19 protein-coding genes and 3 tRNA genes are annotated in these 21,419 nt (G+C 36.3%); 13 read left to right on the top strand and 9 right to left on the bottom strand.

Annotated features, from left to right (window positions below; translation table 11 throughout):
* Positions 1 to 60 precede the first annotated feature (60 nt).
* Entirely contained in the window at positions 61 to 2,652 is a 2,592-nt protein-coding gene (gene clpB, locus K319_RS0117450) for an ATP-dependent chaperone ClpB (RefSeq protein WP_027384772.1), read from the bottom strand.
* Between the two features lie 413 nt (positions 2,653 to 3,065).
* Between clpB and K319_RS0117445 the strand changes: the two genes are divergently transcribed.
* The 11 genes from K319_RS0117445 (at position 3,066) to K319_RS0117395 (ending at position 14,187) form a co-directional block, all read left to right on the top strand.
* Positions 3,066 to 4,598 (top strand): helix-turn-helix domain-containing protein, encoded by a 1,533-nt coding sequence (locus tag K319_RS0117445; RefSeq protein ID WP_027384771.1) that lies wholly within the window; start codon positions 3,066 to 3,068, stop codon positions 4,596 to 4,598.
* A 178-nt stretch (positions 4,599 to 4,776) separates the two neighbouring features.
* Positions 4,777 to 5,721: a T9SS type A sorting domain-containing protein gene (locus tag K319_RS0117440; RefSeq protein WP_027384770.1), complete on the top strand. Its 945-nt coding sequence runs from the start codon at positions 4,777 to 4,779 to the stop codon at positions 5,719 to 5,721.
* A gap of 224 nt (positions 5,722 to 5,945) precedes the next feature.
* Positions 5,946 to 8,615 carry a reprolysin-like metallopeptidase gene (locus K319_RS0117435; protein ID WP_027384769.1) on the top strand — a complete coding sequence of 890 codons (2,670 nt, stop codon included), beginning with the start codon at positions 5,946 to 5,948 and terminating at the stop codon, positions 8,613 to 8,615.
* Between the two features lie 123 nt (positions 8,616 to 8,738).
* Positions 8,739 to 9,530 (top strand): enoyl-CoA hydratase/isomerase family protein, encoded by a 792-nt coding sequence (locus K319_RS0117430; RefSeq protein WP_027384768.1) that lies wholly within the window; start codon positions 8,739 to 8,741, stop codon positions 9,528 to 9,530.
* Positions 9,531 to 9,953, top strand: a complete 423-nt coding sequence (locus tag K319_RS0117425; protein WP_027384767.1) for a PaaI family thioesterase — start codon at positions 9,531 to 9,533, stop codon at positions 9,951 to 9,953.
* Positions 9,954 to 10,055: 102 nt separating this feature from the next.
* On the top strand, positions 10,056 to 10,673 hold the full coding sequence (locus tag K319_RS0117420) for a membrane protein (protein ID WP_027384766.1): 618 nt from the start codon (positions 10,056 to 10,058) through the stop codon (positions 10,671 to 10,673).
* Positions 10,674 to 10,714: 41 nt separating this feature from the next.
* Positions 10,715 to 11,128, top strand: a complete 414-nt coding sequence (locus K319_RS20730) for a four helix bundle protein (protein WP_051230777.1) — start codon at positions 10,715 to 10,717, stop codon at positions 11,126 to 11,128.
* A 14-nt stretch (positions 11,129 to 11,142) separates the two neighbouring features.
* Entirely contained in the window at positions 11,143 to 11,433 is a 291-nt protein-coding gene (locus K319_RS0117410; protein WP_027384765.1) for a winged helix-turn-helix domain-containing protein, read from the top strand.
* A gap of 56 nt (positions 11,434 to 11,489) precedes the next feature.
* Positions 11,490 to 12,326, top strand: a complete 837-nt coding sequence (locus K319_RS0117405; protein ID WP_027384764.1) for a metallophosphoesterase — start codon at positions 11,490 to 11,492, stop codon at positions 12,324 to 12,326.
* A 9-nt stretch (positions 12,327 to 12,335) separates the two neighbouring features.
* On the top strand, positions 12,336 to 13,727 hold the full coding sequence (locus K319_RS0117400) for a DUF4153 domain-containing protein (protein WP_027384763.1): 1,392 nt from the start codon (positions 12,336 to 12,338) through the stop codon (positions 13,725 to 13,727).
* Positions 13,690 to 14,187 carry a hypothetical protein gene (locus K319_RS0117395; RefSeq protein ID WP_027384762.1) on the top strand — a complete coding sequence of 166 codons (498 nt, stop codon included), beginning with the start codon at positions 13,690 to 13,692 and terminating at the stop codon, positions 14,185 to 14,187. The genes K319_RS0117400 and K319_RS0117395 overlap by 38 nt, the downstream gene beginning before the upstream one ends.
* Positions 14,188 to 14,261: 74 nt before the next feature.
* Here K319_RS0117395 and aroQ read toward each other — a convergent pair whose 3' ends face one another.
* The 8 genes from aroQ to K319_RS0117355 form a co-directional block, all read right to left on the bottom strand.
* A complete protein-coding gene (gene aroQ / locus K319_RS0117390) occupies positions 14,262 to 14,669 on the bottom strand; it encodes a type II 3-dehydroquinate dehydratase (protein ID WP_027384761.1) in 408 nt (135 codons plus the stop codon).
* Positions 14,670 to 14,754: 85 nt separating this feature from the next.
* Positions 14,755 to 15,357, bottom strand: coding sequence for a hypothetical protein (locus tag K319_RS0117385; protein ID WP_027384760.1), 603 nt, complete (start codon positions 15,355 to 15,357; stop codon positions 14,755 to 14,757).
* 4 nt (positions 15,358 to 15,361) lie between these two features.
* Positions 15,362 to 15,982, bottom strand: coding sequence for a hypothetical protein (locus K319_RS0117380; protein WP_027384759.1), 621 nt, complete (start codon positions 15,980 to 15,982; stop codon positions 15,362 to 15,364).
* Between the two features lie 148 nt (positions 15,983 to 16,130).
* Positions 16,131 to 16,202: transfer RNA gene (locus K319_RS0117375), tRNA-Glu, on the bottom strand.
* A 104-nt stretch (positions 16,203 to 16,306) separates the two neighbouring features.
* Positions 16,307 to 16,378, bottom strand: a tRNA-Glu gene (locus K319_RS0117370).
* Between the two features lie 10 nt (positions 16,379 to 16,388).
* Positions 16,389 to 16,643 carry a 30S ribosomal protein S20 gene (rpsT, locus tag K319_RS0117365; RefSeq protein WP_027384758.1) on the bottom strand — a complete coding sequence of 85 codons (255 nt, stop codon included), beginning with the start codon at positions 16,641 to 16,643 and terminating at the stop codon, positions 16,389 to 16,391.
* Between the two features lie 269 nt (positions 16,644 to 16,912).
* A tRNA-Glu gene (locus K319_RS0117360) sits at positions 16,913 to 16,984 on the bottom strand.
* A 60-nt stretch (positions 16,985 to 17,044) separates the two neighbouring features.
* On the bottom strand, positions 17,045 to 18,328 hold the full coding sequence (locus K319_RS0117355; RefSeq protein ID WP_027384757.1) for an N-acetylmuramoyl-L-alanine amidase family protein: 1,284 nt from the start codon (positions 18,326 to 18,328) through the stop codon (positions 17,045 to 17,047).
* Positions 18,329 to 18,370: 42 nt separating this feature from the next.
* Here K319_RS0117355 and K319_RS0117350 point away from each other — a divergent pair, with 42 nt between their 5' ends.
* Together K319_RS0117350 and K319_RS0117345 are read left to right on the top strand one after the other, a co-directional pair.
* Positions 18,371 to 20,992 (top strand): putative LPS assembly protein LptD, encoded by a 2,622-nt coding sequence (locus K319_RS0117350; protein WP_034672032.1) that lies wholly within the window; start codon positions 18,371 to 18,373, stop codon positions 20,990 to 20,992.
* Between the two features lie 46 nt (positions 20,993 to 21,038).
* Positions 21,039 to 21,419, top strand: coding sequence for a RidA family protein (locus K319_RS0117345; protein ID WP_027384755.1), 381 nt, complete (start codon positions 21,039 to 21,041; stop codon positions 21,417 to 21,419).

The raw sequence follows: 21,419 nt of genomic DNA, 5'->3' as shown, positions 1-21,419 counted from the left end.
CAAAATTTTCAGAAAGGTTGTTTTAAAATAGTGTTTAATATGAAGAAAAATTTAACTTATTTATTCCACTGGTCTGAACACCAAACCTGTTTCTTCGAAATAATCCAACGTGATTCTGTCACCGTCATTCACGGTTCCGGCGAGGATCTCTCTCGATAATTTATTCAAAACTTCCTGCTGGATCACTCTTTTCAAAGGTCTCGCTCCGAAAACCGGATCGTAACCTTTGTTGGTAAGATAATCTAAAGCGTCTTGTGTTGCAGTCATGATAATATTTCGCTTTGCAAGCATATCATTGAAGCCCCTCAACTGATACTGAACGATTTTTCCGATTTCTTTTCTTCTTAAAGGCTGGAACAATACGGTTTCATCAATTCTGTTGAGGAATTCCGGACGAAGTGTCTGCTTCAGTAGATCGAAAACTTCAATTTTGGTCTTATCAACAATTTCGTCTTGATTTTCCTCGGTAATATTTTCAAAGTTTTCCTGAATGATATGCGAACCTAGATTCGAAGTCATAATGATGATCGAGTTTTTGAAATTTACCACACGACCTTTATTATCCGTCAGACGACCGTCGTCCAAAACCTGTAACAGTGTGTTGAAGACATCCGGATGCGCTTTTTCAATTTCATCTAAAAGTACCACCGAATAAGGCCTTCTTCTCACCGCTTCTGTCAATTGCCCACCTTCATCATATCCAACATACCCTGGAGGCGCACCCACCAATCGTGAAACTGAATGACGCTCCTGATACTCACTCATATCGATTCTCGTCATATTATTTTCATCATCGAATAAATACTCAGCTAAAGCTTTTGCCAGCTCCGTTTTACCAACTCCGGTTGTCCCCAAGAATAAGAAACTTCCGATTGGTTTTTTCTCATCGCTCAAGCCGGCTCGGTTTCTTCTGATGGCGTTGGCAACCGCTTCTATGGCTTCTTCCTGGCCAACAACTCTGTGGTGGAGCTCGGTTTCAAGATGCAATAATTTTTCCCTTTCAGACTGAAGGAGTTTTGTAACCGGAATTCCCGTCCATTTTGCAATGACCTCAGAGATGTTTTCTGCGGTTACCTCTTCCTTGATCAGTTCATTCTGGTGGTTTTGCATTTCCAGTTCGAGTTTTTGCAAAGCATCTTCTTTCTCCTTGATTTTCCCGTACTGGATTTCAGCTACTTTTGCATAATCTCCCGCTCTTGAAGCTCTTTCGGCTTCGAGTTTCAAAGATTCTATATCTTTTTTAATCTGGGTCAAATCCTCAGATTTTTGCTTTTCTTTCAGCCATTTAGCATTGATTTCATTTCTTTGTTCAGAAATTTTCGAAATATCTTCTTTTAAATGGTCGATTTTCGTCTGATGCCCTTCTCTTGAAATGGCAGCCAATTCAATTTCCATCTGCATCAGTTTTCTGTCGAGAACGTCCAGTTCTTCAGGTTTTGAATTGATCTCCATTCTCAATTTAGCCGAAGCTTCATCAATCAGATCTATCGCTTTATCCGGTAAAAATCTGTCTGAGATGTATCTTTGGGACATTTCCACTGCTGCAATAATAGCTTCGTCTTTGATCCTTACTTTGTGGTGCGCTTCGTATTTATCCTTAATTCCACGAAGAATCGAAATTGCAGATTCAGTATCAGGTTCTTCCACCATTACTTTCTGGAAACGCCTTTCTAGTGCTTTGTCTTTTTCAAAATATTTTTGATATTCATTCAAAGTTGTTGCACCTATGGCTCTCAATTCTCCTCTTGCCAAAGCAGGTTTCAAAATATTCGCAGCATCCATTGCACCTTCGCCACCTCCGGCTCCCACCAAAGTGTGGATCTCATCGATGAAAAGAATAATTTGCCCGTCTGATTTAATAACTTCATTTACCACTGATTTCAGACGTTCCTCAAATTCACCTTTGTATTTTGCACCGGCGATCAAAGCTCCCATATCTAATGAGTACAAGGTTTTATCCTGCAGATTTTCCGGAACGTCACCGTTGATGATTCTGTGCGCAATTCCTTCTGCGATCGCAGTTTTACCGACACCGGGTTCACCAATCAGAATAGGATTGTTTTTAGTCCTTCTTGAAAGAATCTGCAAAACTCTTCGGATTTCCTCATCACGACCGATTACCGGATCAAGTTTTCCTTCTGCGGCGAGCTCGTTGAAGTTTTTTGCATATTTATTTAAGGATTGATATGTCTCTTCTGAACTTGCAGAAGTTGCTTTTGAGCCTTTTCTTAATTCTTTAATTCCGCCTTCCAAAAGGTTTTTCGTAATGCCCATATCTTTCAACATTTTTGAAACTTCTGAATTATTTTCCAAAAGCGACAACCAAAGATGTTCTATGGTCACGAATTCGTCGCCCATTTTTTTTGCGATGTTGGGCGCATCCAGCAAAACTTTGTTGGCTGATTGTGAAAGATAAATATTCCCTCCCTGAACTTTCGGAAGTTTTTCAAGATTTTCACGGTTGCGCTCTCTTACCAAAGCAGCATCTGCTTCAGATTTTTTCAGTAAGAAAGGCGATATATTTTCATCTACCTGGAAAATTCCTTCAAGTAGATGTTGAGGTTCAATCTGTTGATTGCCAAATTCCATTGCTACTTGCTGAGCAGCCTGGATGGCTTCCTGCGATTTTACAGTATATTGGTTTAAGTTCATATTATTTATACTTGTTAATGGTTGGTTTGTAGTTTACAGATCATCAAAATTTATACAATTCTAAATTTTGAAACCATGATTTTTGTTTTAAAAACATTAAGATCAAAGTTGCTAATTCTAATCTTAATGCTTTATCAATCATTTAATTCGAATAGCTTATCACAAAAAGTATTCTATTGATGGATTTTTAAAAATTACGGACAAAATTTCCGAATAATTAAATCTAATTAAGGTTAAAAAGACAAAATTTCCTGATATGTAAAGATTCCGATTAAAAATTATTGCCAATTTTTACTAGTTTTTTTTCCAAACCAATTCACCATTATTTTAATTCGGGATTTTTATTTATAAATTTGAGTGAATAAAATCTGAATTTGAATCGTTTTATCTTAATTTTCTTCGCTGTTTTTACTGTGTCGTTTTGTTTTGGTCAGAAGCAAAACCAGGAAGACCTGGCTGGTTCTGAGACTTTGGATAAAAGTAAAATTTCTCCCGAACAAATCATTGAACAAAGTATTAAAAAACTCGAGCAACCAATTTCTGATGAGGAAAAATATGAAGTTCGGATGAAAATGGCGGATGCTTATCTGAAAATTAAAAAACCGGATTTTGCAAGGTCAACAGAAATGCTTTTCAAAGCAAAGGAAATTGCTGAGAAGTTGGATGATACCAAATTGAAGGCCAAGATCTACGGTTCAATCGCCAATCAATATTCTTTTCTGAATTTCCCTGAAAAAATAAAACCTTATCTTGATTTATCGAGACAGGAAGTTGATAAACTTCCGAATGGTTATGAAAAGAATTATCTGACAGCAAGATTGTATATAGAATATGGAAATCTGGAAGCGGATAAAGAGAATTTTCTTGTGGCGAAAAAAGATTATCAAAAGGCTTTGAAGTTTCTTGGAAATATAGGGAACCCCAATAAAAAAAATATTTTCCAATTTCGAAGAGCGTTTTATAATATGGGTGTTTCTTATGCTTACCTCAAACAAAATGATTCGGCGGAATATTTTCTTAACAAAGCTTTGGCGATTCGGGATAATGAAAATAAAGAATTTAAGTATTTTATTTACAATAATTTAGCGAAAGTTTATGCTGGCAGGAATGAGCATCAAAGAGCAATCGATTCTTTGGAAGTTGTATTAAAAGAGGAGGCTTTCAAAGACAATAGATTGCGGGCTGATATGTATAAAAAGCTGATCGCATCTTATAAGTCTTTAAATAACAAAGAGAAATACATTGAATATTCTGAGAAACTTTTGGAACTGGAACCGGATGTCAAAGACAATAATCTAAGAGCGATTAATACGGCGGTTTCGGAAGAACAAAGGAATCTACTTGAAAAAATTTCAGATAAAGAAGGTCATAATAACCTTCTGATTGTTGGGTGTGGATTGTTGATTCTCGTTGGTGGAATTTTCATTTTATTCATCAATCAAAAAAGAAAAAAAGAAAAATTGCTTTATCAGAGTTTCATTTCAAATCTTGAGAAGCAAGAAGTAGAAGAGACTGAGAAGCCAAAAGAAATTATCCAGCCGGAGATTGAAGAAAAAGAAAAGACCACATTTTCTGTTCCAAGTTCTGCTGAAGCTATGATTCTTGAGAAATTGGAAAAGTTTGAAGAAACGGCGAAATTCACCAATCCAAAATTGACGGTTGCTAGTCTGGCGGTAATGTTCAAAACCAATCCAACCTATCTCTCAGAAACGATCAAGAAACACAAAGAGAAAAACTTCAATAATTATCTGAACGAGCTTCGTATCAATTATATCTGCAAACAGATCAACGAACGTCCGGAATTCCTTAATTATAAAATAAGTTATCTGGCAGAAGAAGCTGGTTTTTCTTCACATAGTGCTTTTACAACCGTCTTCAAAAACATAACCGGAATTTCTCCGTCAGTTTTTTTACGGGAGACAGAAAAGAAATATAAAAATATTTAATCTTTTATTTATCAGTACTTTAATACTTGATTTTGTTTTTCGAAATATGATATTTCTAAAGTACAATGCTGTTTTTTGATTCTTAAAGTATATACATTTACTTCATCAATGAGATAAAATATATTTCCACTTGATGTGATTATCGCAACGTATTTTATTAAATCTTAAAAAATTAATTATGAAGAAAATTGTATTTTTTTTATCTGCGTTAGGTTCTGTATTTTCCTATTCGCAAAATCTGGGTTACGGAAGTTCAGTTTCCCAATCATTATCTGGAACGGTTCAGGTACAACCAAAAGTCGCAGAGAGAGCAGAAACTTGTAATACTGTCGTCATCAATGATACCGAAGAGCAAAACGGTGTTTTCATCATCGGAAATAGTGGACAGAAAGCGGCAGTGGATATTCCGATTGCGGCTAACCAGACAATTAAGATCAATAGTATTGTGGTGACTTTGGCAAGTAAACTTCCACCAACTTTTGTGAATTTTATTTTTTATGACAATATCCTTTCTACGCCGGAAGACCCGGAAGACCCAAGAAGGAACATCCCTAATCAACAGATATTGCAAATTACGGACAGTACAATCGAGTCTTATGAAGATGTTGGATACGAGCCTTTGCATGAATTTGTAGTAAGAAAAGTAAAAGTTAAATTGGCCAATCCTATTCTGTTAAACGGAACAATGGCGGACGGAAGAATCTGGATGAGCACAAAATCCGACGCCAATGCCTGGGCTACAACCGCCCATTATGACACAGGAGAAGGCGTAGTTGGAGAAAGTTTGGCGATGGGTAGCAATAGCTTCGGCTGGTTTCAGCTTCTTAATCAGGAATGCTTATATGAGCTTGAGGCTGAATGCGATGTGTTGGGTGTTTCTGATCTGAGTTTCAATTCAAAAACCAATATCTATCCAAATCCGGCACAAGATTTCTTTGAATATAAAAATATAAAGAACAATATAATTTCTACAAATATCTATTCTACAAATGGAAGCTTGGTGAAAACCATTAATTCCAGCGAGTCAAAAATCAATATCAGCAATTTGGAAAAAGGTGTCTATATCATCCAAACCAAAACTTCAAATGGTAATACATTTACCAATAAGCTGATTAAAAAGTAATTCATATTTTAAATTATTATAACAGGAAGTCAAGAGTTATCTCTTGGCTTTTTTATTTAAATGGTTTTATTATTAGAATGGTAATCAATTTTAAAATACGTAGAGATTTTATTAATTTTATTTGATGTTTTATCTGTTTTTATTGTTTATAAGCGATTTTTATTGAGATAAAATTATTTTTTTTGATTCTAAATGACTAATTTGCAAAAAAAATAGATCAATACATGAAGAAATTTTTACTATTATCAGTATTTGTGCTGCCTTTTTTAGGGTTTGGACAATGGTCCAAAGTGAGTAGCACCAGTAAAAAAGTAAAAGAAGAGTTTGTTAATCTGCATGAGAAACAATTATTTTCTTTGGACAAGAATGTCCTTAAATCAAAATTGGCAAATGCTCCTCAGAAATTCTCAGGAAAAAAAGGGGTTGAGATATTGATGCCGAATGAAAAAGGAGAGTTGCAGAAGTTTCAGGTCTGGGAATTTTCCAACTTTTCTCCGGAATTGCAAGCAAAGTTCCCGGGTATCCGCTCTTATATGGGGATTGGTATTACCGATCCTACGGCTTATCTCAGATTCAGTGTTTCTGACCTTGGTATATCATCTACCGTTTTGAAAAGTGGAGGTTCAAGCTTTATAGAACCCTATGCTGAGGCAAGCAATGTCTATGTAGCTTATGAATCAAGCTCAAGGCTGTTAGATGAGAAAGATTCGTTCGTATGCTCTACTATGGATGAGATCACGGAAGAAAATAAAGGTGCTGAAACTGCTAGCAGGTCAACTAATCAGGTTTATAAGACATTCAGGTTAGCAATGTCTGCTCAGGCAGAGTATTCTCAGTATCATATCACAAGAGCCAATGCGGAGTCTGCTACAGATGAAGAAAAGAAAGCTGTGGTTCTTGCTGCAATCAATAATACGGTAAACCGTGTGAATGCTTTGTACGAAAAAGACCTAGCTGTTCACTTTAATTTGATAGCAAATAATCTTGATATCATTTATCTTGATCCCACGACCGATCCTTATACAACATCTTATAATTCACAAGTGCAATCTGCGCTGACTTCTGTCATTGGGGCTGCCAATTATGACATCGGACATGTTTTGGTCTATGCTGGACCAAACGGTAATGCCGGTTGTATCGGTTGTATTTGTAACAGTAATAAGGGTTCGGCTTTTACCTCACATTACATCCCTGTAAGTGATATTTTTGATATTGACTATGTTGCACACGAGATGGGCCATCAGGTCGGTGCAAACCATACCCATACTTATAGTGGTTCAGAAGGTTCTGGTGTGCAGGTAGAGGTTGGTAGTGGAAATACTATTATGGCTTATACTGGTATTACTGGAGCGTATGATACACAGTTCAATTCCAATGATTTCTTTACTTATAGAAATATTCTTCAGATTCAAAATAATCTGGCTAATAAAGCTTGTGCTGTAAATACTCCGATTACAAACACCCCTCCGGTCGTAGATGCTGGACCAGATGTTACAATCCCAATCAGTACGCCATTTGTATTGAAAGGTATTGTTACAGATGCAGAAAATGATCCAATGACATATGTATGGGAACAGAATAACTCTGCCACAGCTTCTACGCAATTTACAAGTGGTTCATATGCTTCTCCAACTAAGACAGGAGGTCCAAATTTCAAAATGTTTCCGCCAAAATCTGAACCAGTAAGATATTTTCCTGAATTCGGTAAAGTTCTAGCCGGAGTGAATGCAACTAGATGGGAAGCACTATCTAGTGTTGGCAGAACATTAGATTTTACTTTGACTGCCAGAGATAACTCCGCAACTGGTCCTCAGACTCAGACAGATGCAATGAAGATCACTGTAAGTGCTGCAGCAGGTCCTTTTATAGTAACGGCTCCTGCTTTTGGAGAAAGTTTAATTTCTAATAATAGTTACGCTGTAAAATGGAATGTGGCTAATACTAATGTTGCTCCTGTTAATACGACTCTGGTTAATATTAAATTATCACTTGACGGAGGGCAGACTTTTACAACTTTGGTTGCCAACACTGCTAATGATGGTGAAGAGTCTGTAACAATTCCTTCTGGATCACAGGCTGCCAATGCTTATATTATGATTGAGGCTGTCAATAATGTTTACTTTGCAATGAGTCCAAGTTTTGTGATTGACTATTCAGTGGCTGGGGAAGTTTGTAATACGTATTCATATACTGGTCCGGCTGTTGATATCAATGATGGTACGGGAACAACTAATGGTCCGATTTCTTCGCCTCAAGTATTGGTGCCTATCAATGTTGAAGAAAGTGGTGTGATTACAAAAATAAAAGTAATGCCTGTCGTTGAACATCCTAGAACTAGTCAGATTGTTGTAGGAATCGAAGGTCCATTAGGACAAACAGCTTGGTTATGGAATAGAAAATGTACAAGTTCTGGAATCAGCGCAACATTCAGTGATGACGGTTCTGCTTACGTCTGTGCATCTCCAATTAGCGGAAATGTCAAGCCAGATGAATCCTTAGCTATCTTCAAAGGAAATGATTCTAAAGGAGTTTGGAATCTATTCGCATCAGATAATGTGAGAAACCTTACAGGAAAGATCAATTCCTGGTCTTTGGAACTTTGTACAAGAGATGCCCAGGTTCTTGCTGTTAATGAAAGTGCCTTCAATGCGAATAACATTAAGGTTTATCCAAATCCTTCCACAGGGAATTTCTTTATCAAGTCGAAAGATCTGGGCGGGAATGCAAAAGTTACGATCTTTGACATGAGCGGAAAAGTGGTTCATACATCAGGTTTCAATATTGTAACTGGTGAATCTACAAATGAGTTTAATGTTAATCTTTCTAAAGGAGTTTATTTACTTAATGTAACCTCTCCTAAAGGAAATTATTCTCAAAAATTGATCATCAAATAACAATTATTATCATAATAATTTCAAGCCGGTTTCAAAAGCCGGCTTTTGTTATTTTAAGAATAGAAATTTCTTCCATGCTTTCAATAAAATATATTAAATTGCTGATGTCTAAAAAGTAAAACTATGTATTCACAAATAGAAATAGATTCCCAGTTCGATGGAAAGTTGCAATTGATCTATCTGAATCAACCGGATAGTTACAACAGCCTTACCCAAATAATGCTGGGAGAAGTACGAAATGCAGTTCACAGATTCAGTAACGATGATAATGTAAGATGTATTGCTGTTGCAGGAAAAGGAAAAGCTTTTTGTGCAGGCCAGAACCTGAAGGAAGCTTTAGGTTTTGATGAAGATGACAGAACCATCCAGAGATTTGTGATAGAATATTATAATCCTTTGGTTCTCGAAATTGTGAAATGCAAAAAACCTGTAATAGCTTTAGTAAATGGACCGGCAGTGGGAGCAGGTGCAATGCTGGCTTCGATTTGTGATTTTACTTTGGCTACGGAAAGTTCTTATTTCTCTTTTGCTTTTGCCAATATAGGTTTGATTCCCGATACCGCTGGAACTTATTATTTACCAAAATTGGTAGGAAGGCAATTAGCGAGTTATTTATCTTTCACAGGTAAAAAAGTTCCTGCTACGGAAGCTAAGAAAATCGGTTTGGTCGCTGATGTTTTTGCAGATTCGGAGTTTGTTGAAAAGTCAATGGAAGTTTTGACACAGCTTTCTCACGCTGCAACAACGGCGCTTTATCTGACCAAAAAAGCTTTTAATAAGTCTTATTCCTTCACGCTTTCAGAGCAGTTGGACTACGAGTCTATTATTCAGCAGGATGCTGCGGAAACCGAAGATTTCAAAGAAGGTGTTGCTGCTTTTATCGAAAAACGTCTGCCAAATTATAAAGGGAAATAAATGAACGCAAGAGAAACGGCAGAATATATGTTTGAGAAAGACTTGTTTTCTCAATGGCTCGGAATTGAACTAATTGAAATAAAAGATAATTATTGCCTCATCAAAATGCCGGTCAAACCAGAAATGATTAATGGGCTTGGAACTGTTCACGGCGGTGTTACATTTGCTTTTGCAGATTCCGCATTGGCGTTTTCTTCCAATAATTCCGGGGATGCTGCGGTGGCACTTAATTGTTATATCAATTTCACAAAAGCAGCAAAAAATGGTGATGTTTTAACCGCGGAAAGTATTCTTCTGAATGATACCAGAAAAACAGCCATTTATGATATTACAATTAAAAATCAGAATGATGAGGTGGTTGCAGGTTTCCGAGGAACGGTTTATAAAATTGGAAAGAAAGTAACGGATTTGAAAAGTCTTTGAGAATCCTTCGAGAGCCTCAGGATGACAATCATTGGAAAAAACTTCAAAATAAATTTTGAAGTTTTAAAATAAATTATAACTTTGTAATTCAAAGTTCTTTTTATGGAATCGAAAAATTATCAAGATGAATTATCGCATATCCGTCAAATGATGGAACGTAGTTCGAGATTTATTTCATTAAGTGGTTTATCCGGTGTTGTTGCGGGAATCGTTGCTTTGCTTGGCTCTGTTTATGTCTACTTTATTTTCCAGAGAGAAGGAGTTGATTACCTTGATGGACAAAGAAATATTTACACACCGGCTTTGGCTCAGGAATTATTCTTTGTTGCTTTGGTAATTTTAGTTTTGGCAATTTCCAGCGGATATATTTTCACAGCAAGAAAGAGTAAAAAGAAAAACCTGAAAGTCTGGGATTCTGTTACCAAAAAACTCTTAGCCAACTTTGCAATTCCATTAGTTTCTGGTGGCTTTTTTTGTATTGCGCTTTGGTATCATCATTATTTTCCTTTAATTGCGCCGTCAATGCTTATTTTTTATGGATTGGCTTTGATTAATGCAGAACGTTATACCTTAAGTGATGTCAAATATCTTGGGATTTGTGAAGTTCTTCTTGGGATTGTTGCTTTGTTTTGGCTTGGATGGGGACTGATATTTTGGGCAATAGGATTTGGATTTTTGCATATTTTTTATGGGATTTTTATGTATAGGAAGTATGATTAGTAATTTAGTTTTTTAGTAGTCAGTTGCTTGGTTAAATTTTTATGGGAACAGTTTTATCTTTTCAAGATTTGGTGGTTTGGCAAAAATCACATCAATTCGTTTTAGAAATTTATTCTTTAACAAAAATCTTTCCTAAAGATGAATTATATGCGTTGACTAATCAAATAAGAAGGGCCTCTGTTTCTATTCCTGCGAATATTGCTGAAGGATTTACAAAAAAGACTTTAGCAAATAAAATTAATTTTCTTTCCCATTCTAAAGGTTCATTAGAAGAAGTGAAGTATTATTTAATATTAGTAAAAGACCTAAATTATATCTCATTAAATGATTTCGAAAAGCTGACACAACATGCTGAAGAAGTTAGTAAATTAATTAATGGATACGCAAAATCAATTAAAAATTATCACGAAAATAATCCAAATAATAAACCAACAACTAATCAGCTAAATAACTGATTAACTCGCCAAATATGCTTAACATCAATCAACTCAACAAAGAATTCGAAAGCCGTGTAAGATTGGGCATTATGTCCGTGCTTATGGTCAACGATTGGGTTGATTTCACCGAAATGAAAAACCTTCTGAACGCCACCGACGGAAACCTTGCAAGCCACAGTTCTGCTCTCGAGAAAGCGGAATATATTGAAATCAAGAAAGAGTTTGTTGGTAAAAAACCGAAAACATCTTATCGTGTCACACAAAAGGGGAGAGATGCTTTCACAGAACATATCAATAATCTAGAAAAATTGTTGGGAAGATAAATCCCGATTTTTTTTGAAAATAAACTTTGTAATTCAAAGAACTTTATAATCAAGAAATGAATAGAAGAAAATTTATAGCCAAATCATTACTCGCAACTGCAGGTTTATCATTGTTTTATAGTTGGCAGATAGAACCATTTTGGTTAGAATTCGTCAAGCAAGATTTACCAATCAAAAATTTGCCTTCAAAGCTTCACAACAAAGTTCTGATGCAGATTTCGGATTTGCACGTTGGAAACAGATTCGATTATAATTATTTGATTGATTCTTTCAAAAAAGCAAAAGCTTACAAACCAGATATTGTGGTTTACACCGGCGATTTCGTTTGTTGGGAAGATAATCCGGAACAGTTTGAACAATTAAAAATCGTGATGAAAGAAGCTGTTCTCGGAACCTTGGGAACGGTTGCAATTCTAGGCAATCACGATTATGGTGCAGAATGGAGAGAAGAATATGTTGCCGATGAAGTTTCAAAAATTCTAGCCGATTCCAAAATTCAATTGCTTCGCGATGAAAAAGCAGATATTTCCAGTCTTAATATTTTCGGTTTTGAAGAATTGTGGGGAACCAATTTTCATCCTGAGAAATTAACAAAAACCATTGATCCGGATGAAGCGAATCTTGTGCTTTGCCACAATCCTGATGTCTGTGATCTGGATGTATGGAACAATTATCAGGGTTGGATTCTTTCGGGACATACACACGGCGGGCAATGCAAACCGCCTTTTCTTCCACCTATGATTTTGCCCGTGAAAAACAGGAAGTACACTTCTGGCATCATCGATTTGGAAGACGGGCGAATGCTCTATATCAATCGGGCTTTGGGACATTCTTATCAGGTCCGGTTGAATTGCAGACCGGAGATTACACTTTTTACTTTGAAATCAATTTAAAATAATATTATGAAAAAACAGCATTTAATTTTCATCACAGTTTTGGCAGTTATCATTCTATTTTACAAAGAATATATTGCCCTCAACCTCGGGATTTTTGGGGTCTTTTTGAGCATTTTAACCTTTACCCAAACTAAACCTGAATTCAAAAATAAAACTTTTCTCACACTTTTTGTGACTTCCATTTTTTCATCATTGGCTTTTGCCTGGTTTGGCGATACAATTTCGTTTGTCGCTGTTTTTGTGTCTGTATTTTTGCTGAGGTTCAAAGGAACATATCCGAAACTAAAACCATTTCTATATATTGAAGTTCTATTGTTGAATCTCTTCACATTCCTGGTAAGAGTTTTCAACATAGAGCAATGGTATGGAAAATCCAAAGAGAGAAGTTTTGCCAAAAAACTCATCGCTATTATTCTCATACCTGCTTTTTTTATCACGATTTTCTTTTTCATTTATGCGCAAGGTAGTGATCATTTTGCAAATCTGTTCAAGGATTCCGAACTTGAATTTCAGCCTTTGACATTTGTCGTTCTTACAATTATCGGATTTTACATTGGCTTTATTTTCTGGAATTTTGGAGTGGAAAGATTTATATTTAAACAGAATCATTATTTGAACGATGATTTTTCAGGATTGGTAAAAATTGATAAACCAACATTTTCTTTCCTTGACATCGACTCCGAAAGAACCAGTGGATTGATTTCTTTTTCTGCACTTAATATTTTGCTTTTGGTTTTCATTGGGACATACAATTACGAACAATTTTTCGAAGTTACTAGGTCGGCTAACGGTTTGAGCGCAGAAACGCACGAACGTGTCAATGCTGTAATTGTGTCAATAATAATGGCGATCCTGGTGATTTTATTTTATTTCAAAAGAGGATTTAATTTTGATGATAAAGCAAGATGTTTGAAAATTTCTGCCATGATTTGGATTGTTCTGAATGCTGTTTTGGTAATTTCTGCTTCGTTCAAAAACTCAGAATATATCATCAGCTATGGTTTGACATACAAACGTTTGGGTGTTTATGCTTTCCTGGCAATGGCTTTGGTCGGTTTGATCTTCACCTTCATCAAAATCCAGAAAAAGAAGACCAATGCTTTCCTTTTCAACAAAATGTTTTGGGCTTGTTATGGCTTGATTTTGGTTTGCAGTTACATCAATTGGGGTGGAATTATCACGTCTAATAATATTGAAAGAAAAGATTTTGCGGACAAGTATCACTTGGTGTCCATCAATTATAACGAACGAATATTGTTGGATTACGCCGAAAAAACTGAAAACCCCGAAATAAAAAATCTGCTGAAAGAAAGAATAGAATCTTATCAGAAAGAAACATTTCTCTCAAAAATTTTATATTATGAAACGATCAATATCGAAAAGCAAAAAAGTAAATAATTTAAAATATTTGGCATTAGTTCCATTGTTTTTGGTCGCTTGTAAAAAAGAGCCGGAAATCAAAGACCAAAAAGTAGATACGGTTACCACGATTGAAAAACCGGTAGATTCACTTTCAACAATTCTGAAAACCGAAAAAGAATCGAATCAGAATATCGTCACAGTCGATGCTTCTAAAATGCCGATCCGACTGAATTTGGAAATCACAAATCCAAATGACCAGATCATTTTGAGATTAGAAAACCTGGATCAAACCAAGATCAAAGGTTATCTGAAACCTGAAAAGCCGATGAATATTAGATTCAATCAAATCAGAATGCCGGATAATACATTTGATGGCCCATTTTCTCAAACGATTGAATATGATACGGAACAGAAAGGAGAATATTGGCTGATATTAGCTAAAAGCAATATGGCGGATGGAACGCCTGTAGGAAAATTCTTTGTGAAAATAGAATAAGCGAAAAGAATCTCGATTGAGATTCTTTTTTTATTTAAGATATTTTTATCTATTTCTAAACTCAATATCCACTTCTACTTAAAACTCTGAATTGCCAATTTATAGCCCTTCATCCCAAACCCGGAAATCACCGCATCGCAACTTTCCGCGGTCACAGATTTTTTCCGGAATTCTTCACGCTTGTAGATATTGCTGATATGAACTTCAACTTTAGGTTTGTTGATATTCTTAAGACAATCCGAAATGGCGTAAGAATAATGCGTAAAAGCACCAGGGTTGATGATCAAAGCTTCGAAATTATCTTCTTGTAAACGGTTGATCAATTCGCCTTCTATATTGGACTGATAATAAGAAATATCATCTGAAGAGAATTCATTTTTCAAATAGTTCAGATAATCCTCCATAGAGACAGAGCCGTATATTTCGGGTTCGCGGGTTCCAAGGAGATTGAGGTTCGGGCCATTTAGGATGAGGATTTTCATAGCTTTCGGATAATTAATGTAAAAGTAAAAAATCCCCGGAAATTTCCGGGGATTTTTTGAAATATAGTATAAGGATTAAGTGTAATTATTTTCCTAAAAGATCATTCAGACTCTTTTTAGCTTTGTCGATTTCTTCATTCGCCGATTTTTTGGTTTCGTCAGCCGATCTTTTGAAATCTTCTTTGGTTTTGTTGGCAGAAGCTTTTACATCATCCACTGTTTTCTTAGTTTCTTCAGTGATCTTTGCCTTTTCAGCATCAAGTTTATTTTTAACTTCAGCAGCTCTGTTTTCTACAGCATTTGAAACTGCTCCGCTGATGATGCTGTCAGAACCTTTCGCAACATTTTTTATCGCTTCAGAAGCTGTCGCTCCCAATACTTTAGTAGAAGTGGTCAGATAGTTTTCGTATTCGGAGTTTACGGTTCCTCCTTCTGCAATATAAACTTTCTTGGATTCAACATATTTTTCCTGGGCAGCTTGCAATTCTTTCTTCGCGGCTTCTATTTTTACAGGATCGTTTGTTGCCAGCGCGGCTTCGTAGTTTTTCTGGGCAGTAGACAACGCCAGTGCAGCATCTTCATAAGACTGTGTGAAATCTATCTTGGCTGTAGAATCATCATTTTTTTTACAACTGTTGGCCGTTAGAACAATTCCTGCTAAAGCCAATGTTAAAAGTGTTTTTTTCATTGTATTATTGATTGTTGATAATCTGTTTTGTTAATTTTTGCAACTCTTGGTCTTCATCGGATTGAGAAATATCGCCGTTCAATCTTCTAATTTCTAAAGTATTCACTTGCTTTGCCAAATTAAGATAAGCCAAATATTTTTCTAATATGAGCGTTTTCTTTTCAGAAGAAGCATTGGTCGCATTAGCACTTTTTACAAAAGTTTGCAGATTGTCGTTACACAAAATGTATGCCTGAAATGCGTTTGATAAAAAATAATCGCTTACAAGTGAGTTAGTTTCAAGATTGCTATACAATTTTGGAATTTCTAAAGGCGCATATTGAATGATTTCTGAAATATCTGCACCTTTCTTGGCAGCGTTCAGGTACATGCCTTGTGTTTTCATTACATTGTTTTCCAGAGCAAGATTGGTAGCGTCCAAAAGCTTGACCAGATTCTTCTTTTGATTAATGTCCGATAAGATAGTGTTAAGACTAAGTGCAATAAAGAATCCGGTAAAGGTTGAGATCAAGGAAATGAAAAATTCGAAACTTCTGGTTTTTCTTGTTCGCAGTCCATCGAATAATTTTGAATTGATTAGAAATAAAGTCAGTAAGACCAGTGCAACAGAAATAATAATGTACATATGTATTTTTTTGTCAAAGGTAAGAATCTCTGTAATTAATCAAAATAAAATAGATGTATAGAAATATTTTATAGATGAATATAAAATTGAATCGATGAATATTTTAGACAAAAAAAATTACCTTCAGAAATTTCTGAAGGTAATTAAGTAGCCCGTAGGGGAATCGAACCCCTCTTACCAGGATGAAAACCTGAGGTCCTAACCGATAGACGAACGGGCCTAGTTTAATTTTTCTATTGTTTATCTGTATTATTCTGAATGAGAAACACAGATCTAAAATGTTTAAAAAAAATACCTCCAGAAAAATTAATGAAGGTATTTTAGTAGCCCGTAGGGGAATCGAACCCCTCTTACCAGGATGAAAACCTGAGGTCCTAACCGATAGACGAACGGGCCAAGCTTTATATTAAGCTAAACTATTGACGTGTTTAGTTAATTTACTTTTTAAGTTAGAAGCTTTATTCTTATGAATAATGTTCTTCTTTGCCAATTTATCCAACAAAGAGATAACTTTAGGTAATTGCTCAACTGCTGCTGACTTGTTTTCTTCGTTTCTCAACGCTTTCAAAGCTGTTCTTGCAGTCTTGTGGTAGTATCTGTTACGAAGTCTTCTTACTTCGTTTTGTCTAATTCTCTTTAATGCTGATTTATGATTTGCCATATCGTTCAAATGTGGGTGCAAAGATAAAAACTATTTTTTAATTTGCAAACTTTTTTTTAAAATTAAATTTTATTTTGCCTGGAAGTTACTTTGATTCAAAATCATTTTTGAATGATTAAGATTAATATCCTTCTTTCTCCTCTAAGGCGGTGCAAAAATATAGATATTTTTTAAAATTCAAAATGTTTTTTTATGTTTTTTTAATTGTGATTCTCAGATAAAAAAAATGAAAACTATTTTAAAATAGCTTTCATTTTAGATTTTAATTGTAGCCTATAGGGGAATCGAACCGCTGTTGCAAGAAAGAAAATCTTGAGTCCTAACCACTAGACGAATAGGCCGTTTGGGTTTTATGGACTGCAAAAGTAGATACTTTATACTTTTTTAGCAAATGATTTTGTCTATTTCAATTTTTTTTCGATCACGGTGTTCGTGATTCCTTTGCTTTCCAATTCTTTTTGTGCGTTGACTGCTTCTTCCAGTGTTCTATATTTTCCGCTGGTATAGTAGAAGACTCCGTTTTCTTTGTTTCTTACCATATCAGGAAGGGTTTTCATAATAGGGGATTTGGAATCCAGCTTGTCTTTTCCTGCATAGACCTCTATAGTATAATAACCCATTCCCAAAGCCTGATTTGGTACAAAACTGATCGCCATGGAATTACGGAATCCCGCATCTTTGGCTGTTTTCAGATTGGTATCTCTTACAGAGGCATAGTTTGTAGTTCCATAATAATACTTGTAGAATCCATTTTCTTTGATAGGCAGGATGTATTTCAAACCTTTCAAAGCAGGGTCTTCGCTGGTATATTTATTAGGTGTGCTCATCAGTAATATTCTGAAATCATTTTTCAGAGGCTGTTCTACAGGTTTTTCAGGCTCAGGTTCTTTCACATTCCGGTCAACGAGTTTTTTATAACTTACTATGGCATTATAAATACTTTCCGCGATAGCTTGCTGGCCTTCTTCTGTAGATATGTAATGGGCATCATCGTAATTGTTGACAAAACCGGTTTCTATCAGGATCGATGGCATCGCGTTCATTCGCAGGACGTGTAAATTTTCCTGTTTTACACCACGTGACATTCTCTTGTCCTTTTTTACAAAATTCTCTTCTACCAGTCCACCGATAATAAGGCTGGCTTCCAGATATTTGCTTTGCTGGATCTTAAGGGCGATCAGAGATTCCGGGGAATTTGGATTGTAAGACGCGAAGTTCTCTCTATCTTTTTCATCCAGGAAGATCACATCGTTTTCAGCTTTGGCAACATCCAGATTGGCCTTGTTCTGATTGGGTCCCTGAACAAAAGTTTCGGTTCCTTGTGCGGTAGCGCTTCTGCTTGGAGAAGAGTTGACATGCACTGAGATAAAAAGGTCTGCTTTGCTCCTGTTGGCAAGCGTGGTTCTGCTGGTCAAGGAAGGATATTCATCTATTTTTCTGGTGTAGATTATTTTATAGTCCTTGTTCTTTTCAAGCATTCTTCCTAGTTTTAGAACAATGCCGAGAGTAACATTTTTTTCCTGTACGGTCCCGATGTCGGGATAGGTTCTATTTGCACCGATATCACTGCCACCGTGTCCTGCATCTAAAACAACTGTAAATTTTTTTTGAGAATAATAGTGACTTAAACCGATAAAAAATGTTAACAGAAAGAAAATTTTATTATAAAATTTGAAGCTGGTCATTTTAATCTTTAAAATTTAATTAATTTTGAACCCAATTTCAGAATGACTGCATTGGCCCGAAGTATTTTCAAAAGTATATTACTAATTTTAAATATCCTAATTTTTAACAATATTTTATCACAAACTGTGCCTAAAAATATTGATGAAAAAAACGATGTTCGAGATTCTATAAGTATAAACAAAGACTCTTTAAACCTAAAAAAAGATACAATTCTTCCGAAAGAACAACTGGAGGATGTTGTAAAGATGAAGGCGGAATACAAGAACAGCTCTTCCATTACCAACAAGCAGACCACACTCCATAAAAATGCCCAGATCATCTATCAGGATATGCAGATAGATGCAGATTATATCAGATTCGAATGGGAAACTGGGAAGATCTATGCCAGAGGAGAGCAGGATGAGAAAGGAAAGATCATAAAACCGGCAATCGCTACCCAGGCAGGCAAAAAATATGAATATAACGAGGTTATCTATAATACCAAAACCAAACAGGCGATTGCTTTCAATGCAAGGACGGAGGAGAATGAAGGCGTTATTGTAGCGCAGAAGACCAAGAAATATAATGATTCGGTCTATGTGATGAGCCATGCTATTATGACGACTGATGAGTATTATATAAAAAAGAAGGACTCCTTACCAGATTATCACATCTCAGCAGCTTATATAAAATTGCTGAAAGGTAAAAACAACTCACAAGTAGTTACAGGGCCATTTCAGTTTTTCATAGAGCAGGTTCCAACGCCTCTGATTCTTCCATTTGCAATTCTTCCGTTTTCAGATAAAAGGTCTGCGGGAATCCTGATCCCGAGTTTTGGGGAGCGCCAGGATGTTGGGTTTTTCTTAAATGGTCTGGGGTATTATCAGCCGATCGGAGACCATTTTGATTTGAAGATCCTTTCCGATATCTATACAAAGGGGAGCTGGAATTTGAAGCCGGAACTCAACTATCTTAAAAAATACCGTTATTCCGGAAATTTTGCTGCGGATTATGGCTATACGGTTCGTGGGATAAAAGGTTTGGATGATTATTCCAGGACAAAGACCTTCCGGATCGCGTGGAGGCATTCCCAGGATTCTAAAGCCAATCCATATTTCACCTTCAATGCGAGTGTGGATATTGTCAGCAGTAAGTTCTATAACAATACTGTCAACAATAACTATATCTTCAACGGAAATGTACTGAATACGACCCAGACATCCAGGGTCAATGTTACTAAGAGGTTTCTGGATTTTCCTATAACGATCAGTGCAAGTGCCACCTATAACCAGAATTTTGCAACAGGTAATACGGATATCCGCTTGCCGGATATGACAATAGCGGTCAACCAGTTTTACCTTTTCAAGCCGAAAACCGGTGTCAGAACAGGATTATTGGAAAACATCAATGTCAATACGGGCTTTGCGCTTAGTAATTATGTGACCACAACAGAGGGTGCGCTATTCAAAAGAGAAATGTGGCAGGACCTGAAGACCGGCGCCAAAAACAATATTTCACTTTCTACCAATACCACTGTTGCGAAATATTTCACTTTTACTCTGGCGGCCAATGCAGATAATGTTTTGACCACAAAGACGTTGGAAAAAAGTTATAATCCATTGACCAACCTTGTGGAAGATAATTACAAAAGCAATGTTGCGGGTTATACTACATTCTCCACAAGTGCAAGCCTGCAGACGGTTTTATATGGCCAGAAGAACTTCAGTAAGAATTCTCCTATCGTTGCTATCCGTCATATGATAACGCCAAGCCTGAGTTTTAGCTATTCTCCGGATTTTGGTGATAAAAGCTGGGGCTATTTCAGAAATTATTCTAATGCCAGAGGAGAGATGACGCCTTACTCCATTTTTGAAGGAGGGATCTATGGTGCGCCTTCATCAGGACTTCAGCAGACCATGGGCTTCAATATCTCGAACAATCTGGAGATGAAAGTGAGGTCTAAGACCGATTCTACCGGTGTGAAAAAAGTGAAGATCTTTGAAAACCTTAATATTTCCGGAGGTTATAATTTTGCCGCGGAAAGAAACAAATGGTCGGTATTCAGTGTCAATGCACAATCATCTTTTTTCAATAATAAACTGAATGTCAATACCAGCCTTACTTTGGAGCCATATAAAATTATTTTCGAGGAAGGAAGCAGCACTGGAACAAGAACGGATCAGTTTGGGCATTTTAGCCTGCAGGGAATCAATGTGCAAATGTCTTATCCTATGAGCGAGGCTATATTCGGAAAGAAGGAAGAACTCTCCAAAAAATATAAAAAGAAGGGTGAGATCCGGAATGAGAACTACTTCTTCGATGATGACAATTATGCCCATTACCAACCCACCTGGACCTTGAACGTTAATGCCAACTATGCCTATACAAGAGGTTTGTCCAGAGAAGGTACCAAAACAGCTACTGTAGGTATGGACGGAAGTATAAAGCTGACCCCTTATTGGAATATCAACGGAAGTACGAGTTATGATGTCGAAAGAAAAGAACTGGCCATGACACGGATCGGATTTGCCAGAGACCAGCGTAGTTTTACGATCACTTTCAATTGGGTTCCTTTTGGGCAATACAAGGTCTATGATTTCTTCATAGGAATCAAAGCGAATATATTGAAAGATGCGGTGAAGTACAAAGAGAGAAGTTTCACGCAGCCTAACAGCTCCTTCTAGGATTTAAGGAAAATTTGTATAGTTTTGTAAAAATTAATATTAAGAAATGAAGAAGATCATTCATACATCAGAGGCTCCGGCGGCGATTGGACCTTATTCTCAGGCCACTTTGGTCAATGGGACATTGTATATATCTGGTCAGATCCCTGTGGACCCGGAAACTGGGAAGCTGGTAGAAGGGATAGAGAAAGAGACACACCAGGTCATGAAAAACCTGAAGGCGATTTTAAAAGCTGCCGATATGGATTTTGATAATGCTTTGAAGGCTTCTATCTTTCTTAAGAATATGGACGATTTTGTGGTTGTGAATGAGGTCTATGCTTCTTATTTCAATAATGATCAATATCCTGCCAGAGAAACGGTACAGGTTTCCTGCCTTCCAAAAAATGTAGATGTGGAGATCTCTATGATTGCTTTCAAGGATTAA

The sequence above is a fragment of the Epilithonimonas caeni DSM 17710 genome (genome assembly GCF_000426465.1).
Taxonomy (GTDB): domain Bacteria; phylum Bacteroidota; class Bacteroidia; order Flavobacteriales; family Weeksellaceae; genus Epilithonimonas; species Epilithonimonas caeni.
The sequence above is the reverse complement of the archived record's forward strand: the minus strand, read 5'-3'. Positions and strand labels throughout refer to the sequence as shown.

Excerpts from the sequence above, each read along its gene's own strand:
- clpB (WP_027384772.1), bottom strand. The coding sequence starts at position 2,652 with ATGAACTTAAACCAATATACTGTAAAATCGCAGGAAGCCATCCAGGCT.
- K319_RS0117440 (WP_027384770.1), top strand. The coding sequence starts at position 4,777 with ATGAAGAAAATTGTATTTTTTTTATCTGCGTTAGGTTCTGTATTTTCC.
- K319_RS0117435 (WP_027384769.1), top strand. The coding sequence starts at position 5,946 with ATGAAGAAATTTTTACTATTATCAGTATTTGTGCTGCCTTTTTTAGGG.
- K319_RS0117430 (WP_027384768.1), top strand. The coding sequence starts at position 8,739 with ATGTATTCACAAATAGAAATAGATTCCCAGTTCGATGGAAAGTTGCAA.
- K319_RS0117425 (WP_027384767.1), top strand. The coding sequence starts at position 9,531 with ATGAACGCAAGAGAAACGGCAGAATATATGTTTGAGAAAGACTTGTTT.
- K319_RS0117420 (WP_027384766.1), top strand. The coding sequence starts at position 10,056 with ATGGAATCGAAAAATTATCAAGATGAATTATCGCATATCCGTCAAATG.
- K319_RS20730 (WP_051230777.1), top strand. The coding sequence starts at position 10,715 with ATGGGAACAGTTTTATCTTTTCAAGATTTGGTGGTTTGGCAAAAATCA.
- K319_RS0117410 (WP_027384765.1), top strand. The coding sequence starts at position 11,143 with ATGCTTAACATCAATCAACTCAACAAAGAATTCGAAAGCCGTGTAAGA.
- K319_RS0117405 (WP_027384764.1), top strand. The coding sequence starts at position 11,490 with ATGAATAGAAGAAAATTTATAGCCAAATCATTACTCGCAACTGCAGGT.
- K319_RS0117400 (WP_027384763.1), top strand. The coding sequence starts at position 12,336 with ATGAAAAAACAGCATTTAATTTTCATCACAGTTTTGGCAGTTATCATT.
- K319_RS0117395 (WP_027384762.1), top strand. The coding sequence starts at position 13,690 with ATGAAACGATCAATATCGAAAAGCAAAAAAGTAAATAATTTAAAATAT.
- aroQ (WP_027384761.1), bottom strand. The coding sequence starts at position 14,669 with ATGAAAATCCTCATCCTAAATGGCCCGAACCTCAATCTCCTTGGAACC.
- K319_RS0117385 (WP_027384760.1), bottom strand. The coding sequence starts at position 15,357 with ATGAAAAAAACACTTTTAACATTGGCTTTAGCAGGAATTGTTCTAACG.
- K319_RS0117380 (WP_027384759.1), bottom strand. The coding sequence starts at position 15,982 with ATGTACATTATTATTTCTGTTGCACTGGTCTTACTGACTTTATTTCTA.
- rpsT (WP_027384758.1), bottom strand. The coding sequence starts at position 16,643 with ATGGCAAATCATAAATCAGCATTAAAGAGAATTAGACAAAACGAAGTA.
- K319_RS0117355 (WP_027384757.1), bottom strand. The coding sequence starts at position 18,328 with ATGACCAGCTTCAAATTTTATAATAAAATTTTCTTTCTGTTAACATTT.
- K319_RS0117350 (WP_034672032.1), top strand. The coding sequence starts at position 18,371 with ATGACTGCATTGGCCCGAAGTATTTTCAAAAGTATATTACTAATTTTA.
- K319_RS0117345 (WP_027384755.1), top strand. The coding sequence starts at position 21,039 with ATGAAGAAGATCATTCATACATCAGAGGCTCCGGCGGCGATTGGACCT.